We start from the raw sequence: 13,991 nt of genomic DNA, 5'->3' as shown, positions 1-13,991 counted from the left end.
AAAAGTATTTTTATTGGCTTCTGACACCCACCTGAATCGGGCATCTGCCCAACATAATCACCCGTTGTCCTCGAAATGCCAGTCTTCTATCCACCTCCCAGTACCTTCCTGGCCACATCGATCAATGCCCTGTAGACGAGCCCCACGCCACAGCGTCAGGCCGCCGAGCACCAGAATGTCCGGCATTAATCCGTGCGCTGCATTGGCTCGTGTACTGCGCAGTTTGAACCAGCGATCAAGGCCATCATTTCCCGAATACACTGTCGGCCACTCGTCGATTCTGATACCGCAAGATCATTCTTATCAAGCGTAACTGACATTAAGGAGAGCTAGCTGCAGCAATTTAACGATCAAAACGCCTGCTGTCCCACAACGGGACTTTACCCTTGGGCACCAAGTGATTACTGTGCAGGACCACCGGCTGCGTAGTACCCGGCTGGCTGGGCTGATCATCAATTCATGCTAAGCGACAAGAATGGTCGGCTGACCACACAGACACCGCGCCACATTACGTTGCCACGGCTACTAACTAGCCGTCAGTCCACCAATAACCAGCAACGTCGGTGAAATGGGTACTAGAACACCAAGTCCTTCGGGTTTATGCCGCAACAATATACGCTAAGTCGGCGGCGGTTCGCCGATTGAGCAAGAAAGGGCGGACAACCTTGCGGCGAGCTGCTCACCCGAGACTTCGTTGTAAGCGGTTGCCACGCCCTGCGCGTTCTGCAAGGCTTCGTTGATCCTATCGGCGACTACTGCGTGGCCAAACTCCCGCAAAGCGCCACTTTCGATACGGATACCGGTGAGCCACTGATAGCCGTTGATCGTTACTTCGACGGTCTTTTCTTGATCCGAAGCCTTGAACACTCCGTCAGTCATTCGGTTACACTGCTCGTCCAGAGCAGACTGAAATTGCCCCAGCAGAGCCATTGTCTGAGCTTGCGTTGGATCCAAATCCATTACTTTGACTCCTTGTTGTCTTGGCAGCGATTACCGATAATGTTTCAGTCCACGCCCGGTCCACGGAGTAAAGAAAGCGCTTGGTCGTCTTGCTAAGTGCCCTTAGTTGTAAAATTTCCGTGTCCCCACCACCATCATAAAGCATTCCTATGCCACCACTTCCCATCACGGAGTCAATGGAAGGCACAGCCACGACCCACTCCTGCGATGTCGGACTTCTCAAGATCAAGAAGCAAGAAGGGGGCGGACAGATTCGGCTTCGATCGTGGCACACCTACGAATCCACCGCCACTGAACGGCATCGGCTTCATCCCGACACCCGATGCCACCGGCAAATCCGACGCACCATACCCGGCACTTGTCCAGCTCCACGCCTGTGGAGAAGCTGGCCATGTCATCACTAGGACCCCCGGGGAGGACATCATGGGCGGCGTGAGGCCCCGGCCGGCACCGTCCCTTGAAACTGTTCATTACCTCAATATATATATTATATGGTTGAGAATCAGATCCTTTGATTAGTGTCCGGCAGCGGGTAGATTTTGGCCGCGGCAGCCAGTTTGGATGATTGCACTGTCTCGAGAATGCACTTGCTGTTGTACGAAAACAAAACCGATGGTTCGGTAGTCGGATTGTATGTTGTATTTCGCTTCGGGCCCCATGTCCATCAGGAAGCTTGGAGTAGTTCATACATGCCGTGAGATGCGACTTCACCACGAAACCACCCTTCCTTAACCATCGCGACACTCGTTTGCATCATGCGGCCCAAAACGACTCGCTTTGTGGCTCCATTGAAGCCGTGACCGGTGCCGTATCCTCGGGCCCCGGCGGAATGGTCCGACACAGAACCTTGACTGCCGTTGTTCATGACCGACACTGACTCCTCATCAACCTCATAGGCCTTGGCCGCATTCCGCAGAGACTGCGCCAGCTTCTGCCGCTCCTGATAGCCCGCCACAAGATAGGTCTGCATATTGTCGGATTCAAATTGAGTTATAGGACCATGTTGACTGCGATACAAAGAGGCACATACGTCGGCAATGCATTAATTTTGGTGCTATCGTCAGCGCTGACTACACCTCGGCGGCTCTGGCCAGAGCTCAGTCTACTCCGCCGTCATCGTCTGCGGTTGTGTCATGTCTCATCAGCCTCCTTAGTACTACAGACATTTAGCGTCGCTCATGTCCGTGGTTGCCGCACTTAAAGAATTTCTTTTGGGACCCTGTCATAATCTCATGCAGGCAATAACCTATCGGTAGCGTAATCGACACCCAAATCGTGCTACACTGCAAGAACGGACGCTATCACAGTTCGTAGCTACTCTTTGGTAGCACCATCTGGTAATGGCCTTCCTCAGGGGGGGAAATCCTGCGGATCGGCAACTTGCGATGCCGCGGAGTGCCAATGATATCATGCTTAAGTATCACCCGCTCGCTGCCGGGGTAGGGGTCGAGATAGGTCGTCGCATTAGGCCACGCCACCTTCGCCACCGACCCGATCTGCCCACCGATCATCCTAGCGAATTTCTCGAATTGCTGTCCGAGTGTGACGATGCCACCTGCAGCCGCCGCACGTACCACGAACTGCGTGAACGTCTGGACGTCACCCAAGCTGACGCTCACGTCGACATCGTCGAACGGCATGTAAACCGAACACCGGTTCACTGTCTCGCCAACGAGTACACCCGCTGATCCTATCGGCATCTGGCAATGCTGGTAGGCAACGAAGCTTCGGCCCAGCAATGCCGGCTGCTGGGCACCGTGCAGACGGTAAAACCCACATGGCGTTTTGGGTTTCCCGAGCGTCGTCAGCACCACCGTGGCCTGCGGCGTCTTCCCAGGAGCCACCCAGACCCGGGTGATCGTGTGATCGGCCCGCGCCGACCACCACGCATCCGGACCAGCGGGCGCAGTGTAAGCTACGCTGTACGCGTTTTGCCCCCGCATCATCGACCACTTCTCCTGCATGAAGCCGACATCGGTAGCGTGGTCGACGCTCTCGAAGCTGTGTCCACAGACCGCGTCCACACCATGGCTAGCCAACTGATCTGCGATACGCGTCGTAGACGCGATCAGATACCGGGCCAATCCCGCTACGCCGGCGTCACGCCGCTGTGCGGACTTGCGGGTGCGCACAGGGTCAGCACGCAGCATGATCCAGGTTCGACGATGCGCGGGCGCCGGGTCGGCACCGATCACCTGCTGGTACAGGTTGACGACGTCTAGTGACGCAACGTGGCCGACACGATAACCTGCGGACACAACAACCGCTTCCAAGTCCGGACAGTGCACCGACAACAGGTGCTCCAACAGCTGAGTCTCCAGCAAGTCGTCGGTCTGCGCTTCTCCATCGACAATGACTGTCGGTGTAAATGGTCTGGGAATCAGTTCGACGACCGAGACCAGGAACCCATCTTGCCAGCGCATAATAACTTGATCTGCAGGTTTCACGGTGGCACCGATCACCGGTTCCGACGGAGTGTCCAACGGCTTACTACTACGCCGGAAGAATGAATAGAGTGCCATCAACCAGCCGCTTAGCCACCGCCCGGAAAATTCGACCAGGGTCAGGATCACGACCAACACCACCAACGCAATGCCGGCCCACCAGTATTGGGTGTGAAAAAACAATATGATGCATGGCGGAACCAACGCTGTGACGAGCAGTGCACGTCCCATGCTGAAACGTAGCCATACTGGATTCCTCATTGGCGTTGTAGCGCCCGCCTAACCAGTACACCCAGTCCCAGCGCTATCGACAAGCCCAAGATCCCTTGAGCCACAATCATGATCGTGTTGCGATCAGGGCCCGGCGTAATGACCGGCGGCGGAACGCTTCTGACATTGAACAGTTCCGACGCGGACCCCGGTGTAATATCCCAGGTAAGAGCTGCCACAGCATCGATGACACCCGCGCCGACTATGTCGTCAACGCCGCCTCCGGGATGGCGCGCGGTGGCGATGATCCGGTTGATAATCTGAGCTGGCGTCAGGTCTGGAAATCTTTGTCGCAGCAGGGCGGCCAAACCTGAGACATATGCGGTGGCAAACGAAGTGCCAGCGAGTGCAACCGGACCCTCCTCGCCTGGCAACGCGTTCACCGGTTCACCGTTATAGCCTAGCGTGGTGATGTTTTCCGTCGGCGCCGCGACGCTTACCCACGGTCCGTGCACTGAGAATTGGCTCGGCATCCCGTTCTGTGCAATACCACCGACGGTGAGCACCAAAGGTGCATACCACGCTGGTGTAGCGATTGTCTGCACCTTGCTCCAGCCGCGTGGGTCGTTGGGCATTGATACGTCAGGCATCGGATTCTGCGTGCAATCCCCGCCGGTGTTGCCGGCCGCCACTATGATCACCACACCCTTGACGTTGACCGCGTAGTTGATCGCTGCGCCCAATGTCGATTCATCGAGCGGCTTATTTGCTTTGTAGCAGGCTGTTTCGCTGATATTGATCACGCTCGCACCAAGATTAGCGGCGTGCACCACCGCGCGGGCCAGACTGCGGATCGACCCAGCCGCCGGTATCGCGTTGGGATCATTGGCGTTAGGTTGCACGCCGACCGGCTGAAAGGCCTCTGAGGTTTGTCGTAACGAGAGCAGACGCACATCTGGCGCTACGCCGATGAATCCGTCTGTGGGCGCAGGCCGACCGCCTATGATAGACGCGGTAAGCGTTCCATGCGCGTCGCAATCGGATAGCCCGTTGCCAGCTTGATCGACAAAGTCGCCACCGGGTTCCGCCGGGACACGCGGCGAGGCCTCGACGCCAGTGTCGATCACGGCTACTGTCACCCCAGCCCCGGTAGCGAACTTGTGCGCCTCACTGACGCCTATGTAGATGTTACTCCAGGGCGGATCGTGGAAACTGGAATCCGGCAGCGTTGTGGGCGCTGAGCACATCACCTTCTGTTCGGTGGGCTGGTCAGGCCCCGTCACATCGGGCGGAACCGCGCCCGGGTCAATCGAGGGTGGGTTGATCGCCAGAGCAGGAGGCGCGTACAGCAACGCCAACGCCACCATCATCAGCAAGATACGGTGCACCCAGACTACTCCATTCCATTCATGTTTTTAAGCTGCTGCACTGGTGTGGTGGCTCGTCACGCGTGGTTGCTCGAGAACGATCTGCTCGGACATTGGGCCTGCGTGACGCACTGGTGTGCATTTTAGACTTAAACAATTAAGTAATCCGCGGTGGTCTTAGCCAAGTTTTGTTGTTCTTGTGGGACGCCTCGTCGGTGTGAAGATGAGGTCGAGTTGCTCGCCACCGACCTGGTTATGGTCCAGTGAGTCTGTAGCCAAACTTGACGCCGGGATCTGACCTGGAAGGGTCACGTATTGCTGCTTAGAGCATGACAGTCAGAATTTGCTTCTCTTGAATGAGGACTTCGGACGATCTACCACTGACGCAGTGGTATGGATTCAATTGGACGACAAGCCAAATAGCAGCACAACGCGGGTACAAGCGGAAGTTTGCGGTGGTGTCGGGGCCGGGGGAGATTCCTGACGCCGAACATGAGTTTTAGTGATCGACCAAATGGGAACGATGGTTCAGCCGGGTGTGAGACGTGCCCAACATGCACCAAGACCATAGGCGGAGCTGGCCTAGCAGCTAATCGAGGCCGGTATCGAAAAAGTGACCGTAGAGTCCACCACGGACTACTGGTGGATCTGGTACTACCTGCTGAAGGTAGCGTGACTGTAGGTGCAGCTGGTCACCACCCGGAATGTGGAGAATGTGCTTGCCCAGAGCAAGACCGACAAGCTAGATGCGGTGTGGTTGGCCAATCTCACCGAGAAGGGCTTGCTGTGATCAACTTTCGTGCCATCGGCCAAGTTCTATCCACCGCTGCGCGACTACACTCGGCTGTGGGTGGATCTGACCCGCAACCACACCCGCTATTGGCGGCGGGCTAGAAAAGTTAGTCTAGAACGTGCTGATCAAATCTGGTTGGTGGCCTTACCCCTGATCACGCTGTCAACGCAGGACATGATCGAAGTCCTGATCGACCGCACCGGCGCCGACGCGCCCGGCACCAATCCTGGTACCGACATCGCTCCCGATCCCAACACCGGCGGCACCAATCCGATTCTGGTCGATCCCGCCATCGTTGCCGAATGTGTTATCAACACCGTTGAGTGCTCTCACTGAGAGTTTCGAGTATCAGCGTCAGCAACCAGCAGAACATCCTGACTGAGGTCGAAACCGACATGAGTCGCTTAACCACCCACGAACACCTAGTCTCATAAGCCAAGCCATGCCCTCGTACCATTTCGTTCGGGCCGGTTAGCAGTGCCGGCAAGACCAGCAAGGGCAACCCGTATCTAAAGGTGCACTCAGCGAGGCCGCAGCCGCCAAACTCGCGATTCCCACTCCCACCGCTACCAGCGCCTAGTCAAACGCCTCCATAGGCTAACCGGATCACTATCAAACTCACTTTCTTCCCCTATTAGCACTATTAAAATGACACCCGGTTCCACTGGGTCGCTGTCGCTTACCCACTAACCCTAGTCATTTTCCGGTCAACCGGGACAGGTTCGCACTGGGGGGCTTAGCATGCGTCAACGTGCACCGGCGGCAACCAGCTGGGTAGTGCCGGTGACGTAACGGGCCTCGTTGAAAGCGAGGCAAAGCTGGTGACCGTCAATGAGCTGCTACTAGCTTTGAAAAAGTGTGAGTACTGCTTTGTGGCATGCGGATTGCAGACGCCATGACGCCCCAGATCGGTGGCTCAACCAACGAGGATGGATGGGTGAAAATTTCGCACAGTGCTATCCCAGGAACTGAATTTTTCGCCTGCTATACGCAGGTATCAGTTGACAGCTAGTCAATAATGCCATAAAAGTAATGCGCAGATGTCGAAGGCTGCGGTGGGTGATCCAGGCCAATTCCTTGTAGGCCAATGCGATCGAGTGGCAGAAATGTTGAGCGGCCAGATCGTTCTCGTCGGCACGGACCACCTTGGCGGATATTGTAATTCTGCAACGCTACACCGGATCACATTCAAATCACTACCGGCACATACTTTTCCGGGCACGTATCAATGGCCGTAGCGTTAAATCCTGGGTGCGCAGCGCTTGTCGTTCTTCTGCTGTCACCTGGAACTTCTCGCTGCGGTGCTGAGCGGCGGCCCGCGAATGTAGCAGCCGCGCGAAGCGCTCCACCACATTGCGCGCAAATCTCTAGTCCTGCATGACGTCTTTACGTGCATGTCAGCCAGGCGTACGGTAGGCACGCAATGTCGCACACGCCGTGTTCAAAGCTTCACCGGAGACCAGCTCGAATATCGTTACACGCGGCTTCCTGTAGCATATAATGACTTCAACCAGGTCATAGAGTGTGTATGATTACGAACCGCAATCAATTACGGTTAAACTTACCCACCAGAGAGGTTTTCCCGATGAGAAATTCATCGACTTCCTCTAGTAATCCGCGGCAATTCAGAAAAAGTTTAATAGGTGCACCTCGAGAGCCGCTAAAAATTAGTTTAGGGATTTCCATGCCAATCATTTTTGGACGATAGTCTGGTTACTTTTCACCAACGAAGAGAAACTCATCCATGAACAGAACGTGGCCCGGTAAGCGGTCGATTAGTTCGTTTAACTTAGTGCCCGAGGCACCGATGTATTTAGCCACAAAGGTCAGCCTATTTGACTTCGATAATCTTGGAACGACTCACGATGCCCAGACCAGCGTATATCTTTCTCAGCGCCTCGGTGGTGGCGGTCTTGCTGCTACAAGGCGGTCCTATCGGCAGCATATGGTTAGTCTGATTGGCTACCGGAAGCTCGGCTGCTAGCCGCAGCGCCCAGACCTGGATCTGATCCTCCAGCTTGGACACCGTACGTCTGCCTTCGGCCAACCCGACTTGATTGTCAAGCAACACCCGGCCTTCCTCCAGGAGTTCGCTGCACCGCTCTTCGTACTATTCCTGGCTCCGCTGTTACACGGATCACTAGGTGACCATGTCCCACTCGTTGGTGCGGGTTTTGATGTCGTCTTCGTTGGTGACCACGAACTGTAGCGCTGGGTCGACCAACGCCTGCTTGGCAGGACCCCATACCAACACACCACTTCGACAACCAAATCTAGGCCGAATCTTAGTCGTCTAGGTCGTCTAGCTGGTGATGTTCCATACCGAGCACTCAGCTCAGATCAACTTCGACCAAAGGAAATTCGACTTAATCGATTGCTATGATGGCGGTATGTAATGTTGGTCATACAATTTGATCGGATCGATATGTACTGCGCGTAACTTAACGCAGTCGAGGATAACATACACCTGCCCCAGAAGAGCAACGGCATGGACAGTCAGGGGTTCGTTGCTGCGTTAATCGGACCACTCAACATAATTATCAATTGCGATGGAAAGATCACCGCTGTAACCGAGATGACGTCTGGCCAGTGTTGGGTGGCAGACATTAAATAGACCTCGAGTGTTTCTATCATTGGTGATTCTCCCAAGCATCCATAACTCCAGCAACGCTTCGGTTTTGTCGGATTGACGATCATCAATTAATGTACTGGAAAACACTAATCCCGTATGCTATTTTTCGGTCATCGAAAACAGATATGGGTCCTGGCTTTGATCGACGCCTACAAGGAGCACGCCGAGCTGTTTAACCGCACGTGTAGAGGTACCATAACAGCAACAATGCATAGTTACTTGCAGCAGTCCAGGCTAGCATGCAGATCCGATGGATCGATCTTTGTAGCCTCCTGTAAATGCACGCGGAACTGCACTACTGCTATCGAATACGCCATCGCTTGATGTAACTGCTTGTGTGCTGCCACCGCGGTGGTGCTACTGGCCTTGTTGGTCATTGGGATCCATCTACCGGCTAGAGCTCAACGCTTTGCAAAATTCCCTGCTCAGCAGTTACGTAGCGGATCTCGGCTCGTAATAACTCGCCCCCGACCATATACATATACACCGGACCAGTAACAGGTACTTCCACCGTAGCCAGACCTGTCTGTGTGATCAGTACATCGACGCTCGCCCTGTACGATTCGCCTAATTTCCCACTAAAATAACTGTGTCCGGAGGCAGTGTAAGCGTAAGAATTCTGTTCACAAAACTGACCGCTAGTGCCCTAGACTAGCTTCAGATGATCGCTAAAAACTATGTCGAACATTCGAATACTATTCCACCAGTGTGTTTTTCGTGTGTGAACTGCAATTCACTCCCTTTCTCAGGATATTCGGATCACAAACCGCGTGGCCAACGAGTACCCGGAGGCGATGTACACACCATTGCAGTCCTCCGCGTCGTCCAGCGGCAACATAATACGATTTCCACCACCGACCTTGCCCAGCAGTACGCCCGACGTCCGAAGTAGGATAACGGATGTCCTGGCAGCAGTCCACGACGGATGCTGTACAGAGACAGCATAGGATCACACAGATTAACCGTGACAGGCCTGTGCCTGTTCACCTCGGCAACGTACATAACATCATGTCCAGAGGGGTAGTCGGCAGTTGTGCGGTTCAGGCTGCCATGGTGGTGATGCCAGTAGCCGGGTCAATGCCGAAAAGCATGGTGTTTTAGATGATCCCGCCGGTACGCATCGACCAAGATTGAGCTAGTTTTTCCGCGGTGACGTCCGTAGGGGGAGTACCAATTTAGGTGTTCAACCAGCCGCAATCACCGTGCACCGAATGTTAGCCTTCGATTCAGCACCTCTACCGTTGATTGGCCTAACTATCGTCTAAAATTTCGAAAATGTCGTTGTAGGCAACAACTTTCGCACTAATACCTTGGTTAGGGCATAGCCGCTGTGCAGCTGCACAGCGGCTATGCCCTAACCAAGGTAAGCAAGCTTGAAGGCCTCAACATTGTAGAGGGTTGAAATTGGCACAATTTAACTAGGCGTCCCCGCTGCCTGGTATAAATCTAGTATTCCAGTCAGCATGTCGCATACCCTATGGGTAGTCGCCGATGCTGCCGTAGTCGGCACCCTACACTTAAATCATATTTTCTAATCTACCATCAGAACAAAAATTTTACGCAAAAAGTGAAGTCAAATTCTTACTTTATAGTAATTTTCGATATAGTTTCAAACTATCCTGTTAAACAGAATGGATTTATAAGAATTCCCAATTAGTTGCACTTCTTCCACCACCATTCCGTCCTTATATTAAAATTCACCAACAGCGTGATAATTGACCATTATACATGGTTCTTTCCACTTAATTTTCGGTTATTGCAGGCGCCACAAAAATATTCCTGACCATAATGACTGACACCACCCTCACAAGATACCGATGACAATTCCAATTACCAAAATTATTGCGGCACCAAGGTATCTATTTACCATCTATTCTAGCAGAATAGAACTCTGGTTTTGATCGCGCCCATCCTTGCTCTCGCCGAACCCGAGCAATTAGCGAAGCCACTACGACGGCTGCCCCAATCAGACTACCGAATATCTAGAGAATATTGCGGGCGCAGCAGTCGAAAGTTAGCTACGGCGCAGCTGACTGGAGTACGCGAACCGAAGCCACGAATGAAATTTTCTCCCACAGAAACATAAAAGTTATCTCGGCCGACCATTGTACGGCACCATAGACCGACTTGAGTGGCTACCCAGCGTGGCGGATTGTGTGCCGTCTGCAAAACTCGATTGATCACCTGGCGAGCATCCAACCTCGGATATACTTAGCCCACACTAACACTGCGACTCCATTGCCGTAAACCGCTGAAAAGCTGGTGCCCCAGATCGGCACGTTCACCCAGCCCAGGTGAATAAATTAGGTAGGAATTTACTGACCCCTCTCCCTATTTCGGGCGACAATCCTATAATCCCGACTCCGGGTTCCGCTGCCGCTACCCAAGGCCCGGTCAGGTTTAGTGCTCGTCGATGCGCCCGTGTTGTTCCACGCCGGCCAGCGATAGCACGTAATCAAAGAACCAGTACAACTGGTGACACGATTTTAACTTTATGCAAGTTACGAAGATCGAACATGCTTAACGGGTCGAACGAAGAGCTTTGGCACAACCATCTTTGCTGTCATTTCCTGACTCTGAAACGATCACCGCATCCTTAACGGCGGCGTACACGACGGCAACGCCGAGGGCCCGCAGTTGACCAGTTCGTATGCGCGCGAGGACTGCCGAATGGGCATGATCACCACATGTGATGCGACGCCAACAATTCCGTCGGGCGAACCCGTCTACGGGAGCGGTCACCTCGGGATAATCGGTCGGCTCAGTGAGGGGGTCCCCTAGCCCGTTGGACAGTGCATCTGGAGGCGGAGCCGTACGGCTTGGGTAGACCGTCACCGGAATGTACGGCGGTGATGGCCCTGAGTCGATGTTGGTCCGTTTGGTGGAGGAAAGGCGGGAGTACTGGGCGACAAAGTGACGTGGCGGGCATCAGAGTGCCTTACGGAGTCACACCGATTACGTACGCCACGATGTGCCGTGTGCATCACAGTTCGCTAACCCGCCACCACCTCATGATGCAGTCGCCTCCGGTCACCATGGGGAACCACTGACTCAGATTGATGCCGGCATCGATCACGGCTGCCAGCACCCTGTTATCGGTCTAATATTTTCAAGCCGTGTTGATGTTTAGCATCCTGAACCCAGGCGTGGGGAGCGCCACATTAGAATCGACAACTTAATCGTTCAGGTGCAGGCGATACTCTGCCACAGCAATGTTAAGCGGCCTTAGCCACGCTCCCCCAGTGGCCCTACTACAAACAGTTATGTTGGCCGACTCAGCCTCGGTGATCACATACAGGCAGCGGTCACAAACTCAGCGAGACACACATGTCACGATTATCGCCGCTACCATCAGATGGCGCCGCATTGCCGTGGCGGTTCCATACGTCAGGGCTGCGCCAGTCAATGCCAAGATAATTTAAGTGCGCGGATACTAGTTTTCCGGGGCACGTACAGTCCGGGCTTGCTGAAAGCAATGGCACCGCAAGTCAACCAAGTGCGTCGATCATGTCGGCACGATGCGGCAACCAACGCCACACCGTGCCCCGTACCCCCGGCCACTAACAGACCAGCGGCACCGGTCACGGTGCTAGGCACTAAAGAGCAAGAGTCAGTGGCGGTGCGTTGGCGCACGGACACTACCAGCAGCACCACCGAAACCTCGCAAGGAAGACAAGTGCCGTGTGCGAGTCCGTTTGAACAGCGATCGGTTCGAACAACCTGCATTGCTGATACAGGTTAATCCGGTGGACAACGAGTCGTACTGCACTCGTACTGCAAATTGAACGACTCGCTTTTCACCGCAGGAACCAGTGGGAGCGTGGCACCGTCATCGACGCCTAGTTCATCGAACGTAATGGTGATATCCGGCCGCACGCCGTGGGTCTTGTGCAGTTCGTGTCCGATACCGGGGTCGAGTTCGCTGATCGGGCAGCGTTTGAGTTCAACATCACGCAACTTGCTTATGTTATCGATGAAAACTTCGAGCGGTACAGATACTGAATACACCTAAGAAACGTGGCTGTTATCTACATAGAACCGCACAACGAGCCGGAAATGAGACCTTACCCATTAACTGTGTTACGAACATCGCTTTCCCTCTCGCTGCTTCACGGCTGGGAGGTACCCCCATTGCTTCGCTGTTTATCGTCACCGATGCTGGAAACTAACTCGTTCTCCCAGCATCCGGAATGTCACTGTCGGCCGGCGCTGCCGTTATCTCGAATAGCCGAAGTCGGGTCTTTATTCTTCCACCCGTAGTGTGTGTCACTTATCCCGCCATTTGCAAGATACGAATCGCAAGGCATGAATTCAACCATAGTCCCGACTACCCAAAACGCCAGTTGAGGTATGTCCGATAACCGGTTTTATACTTATTACAACTATCGTTCAGTATACTTCGGAACACCAAGTTGTGATAACCTAATAGAGCTCAGCAAGTCGATAGTTACACATAACCGATAGCAATATGTTAACTTAGACCTGAAACAAATACCAGAGTGTCGCGCAAGTCAAGCACCGCCTTCAAGCACGTATTCGAAGTTGTCGGAGGAGGCAACTACGATGACGGTGTGAGTGCAGCGCAGCCGTAACAGAACGCCAGTATACCTCGAAGGAAAAGGAACCTAATTGCTGCGGCTGATCCGATACTCGGTTTCTTGCTAATGCATCGAAACCAATGCTGTTCTTTCTAATGATGTTCTCGAATGTCCACATAAACTTGGACGTCGGTGTCGTGGAGAACAACAGCGTAATCGCCCGGTGGAAATTCGTCGATCCTCCTGTTAGGGCGTTCTAAAGCGGGGCGCTGTATCGATGGCCACCAGATTCTGAGGCCGGCATTACTGGAAATCTACACCGATACATGCGATCATAGCGGTCTTTCCGAAGCTAGCTTTCCTGAGACCCCCAATAACATACTACTTACGAATGTGACGTCGTATCCGCTTTTGCAATTTTCGGTAATTTCATACAGCTGGCAATTCACCAAAATTAATGATATAAAATGACACGCTATATATAAATTTCTGCAGCACCTACATGATGGTTATTGTGCGAGAGTATGGTCATATCGTAAATGTGTAATGTTCCTGATATCGAATACTAGTATCGACGGTAGATTTACCATATTTTTTATTAAATTAAAACGCCCTGCTCTGACGAATCAGACAAGAATCTCCACTGTTCAATCAGGATGTCAATTTTTAATATTTTTATTCACCTAAACTACACAACATTATCGATAAATTACATTCTTTATCGTGCAGGTGTGTGCCCTAACATATGGTTGATCTCAATAAATATCTATCTTAAGAATTTGGTATGATTGTCAGCCCTTTATTACCTGCGGAACAGATTTTCTCAGCAACTATACGGCCGTCCGACGTATCGACGCTAGTCACTGCGCTGGGCTCGTTAGTAGGTCCATGTGGGCCGGCCGGTTTCTACGCCCGGATTGAATTGCAACTATCCAAGCTTACGCTGACCGGCCGAGATAGACGGCCATGCGAGCATCTGTGTTTAGCCCGCATCCAACCCCCCTTACTGCTACTGCCCAAAGAACGTGCGCGTAAGATCTCCTGCTT

Annotated in this window: 7 protein-coding genes; 1 reads left to right on the top strand and 6 read right to left on the bottom strand. The window is 53.3% G+C overall.

Features of this window, described 5'->3' with window-relative positions:
• Positions 1–618 precede the first annotated feature (618 nt).
• The 4 genes from ML_RS00200 to mycP all read right to left on the bottom strand — a co-directional run bounded on the left by ML_RS00200 (position 619) and on the right by mycP (position 5,002).
• Positions 619–960, bottom strand: a complete 342-nt coding sequence (locus tag ML_RS00200; RefSeq protein ID WP_010907484.1) for a YbaB/EbfC family nucleoid-associated protein — start codon at positions 958–960, stop codon at positions 619–621.
• A 664-nt stretch (positions 961–1,624) separates the two neighbouring features.
• On the bottom strand, positions 1,625–1,930 hold the full coding sequence (locus tag ML_RS00195) for a hypothetical protein (protein ID WP_041322256.1): 306 nt from the start codon (positions 1,928–1,930) through the stop codon (positions 1,625–1,627).
• Positions 1,931–2,261: 331 nt separating this feature from the next.
• On the bottom strand, positions 2,262–3,665 hold the full coding sequence (gene eccE, locus ML_RS00190) for a type VII secretion protein EccE (protein WP_010907483.1): 1,404 nt from the start codon (positions 3,663–3,665) through the stop codon (positions 2,262–2,264).
• A complete protein-coding gene (gene mycP, locus ML_RS00185; protein WP_010907482.1) occupies positions 3,662–5,002 on the bottom strand; it encodes a type VII secretion-associated serine protease mycosin in 1,341 nt (446 codons plus the stop codon). The genes eccE and mycP overlap by 4 nt, the downstream gene beginning before the upstream one ends.
• Positions 5,003–5,780: 778 nt before the next feature.
• On the opposite strand from mycP, the gene ML_RS00180 reads away from it, so the two are divergent.
• Positions 5,781–6,110 carry a hypothetical protein gene (locus tag ML_RS00180; protein WP_041322253.1) on the top strand — a complete coding sequence of 110 codons (330 nt, stop codon included), beginning with the start codon at positions 5,781–5,783 and terminating at the stop codon, positions 6,108–6,110.
• Between the two features lie 1,495 nt (positions 6,111–7,605).
• Here the strand turns inward: ML_RS00180 and ML_RS00175 are convergent.
• Positions 7,606–7,845, bottom strand: a complete 240-nt coding sequence (locus tag ML_RS00175) for a hypothetical protein (protein WP_049769605.1) — start codon at positions 7,843–7,845, stop codon at positions 7,606–7,608.
• Positions 7,846–12,144: 4,299 nt separating this feature from the next.
• Positions 12,145–12,414: a hypothetical protein gene (locus ML_RS00170; protein ID WP_041322250.1), complete on the bottom strand. Its 270-nt coding sequence runs from the start codon at positions 12,412–12,414 to the stop codon at positions 12,145–12,147.
• Positions 12,415–13,991 lie beyond the last annotated feature (1,577 nt).

The sequence above is a fragment of the Mycobacterium leprae TN genome, assembly GCF_000195855.1.
Taxonomy (GTDB): Bacteria; Actinomycetota; Actinomycetes; order Mycobacteriales; family Mycobacteriaceae; genus Mycobacterium; species Mycobacterium leprae.
This window is presented reverse-complemented; position numbering and strand designations above follow the sequence as displayed.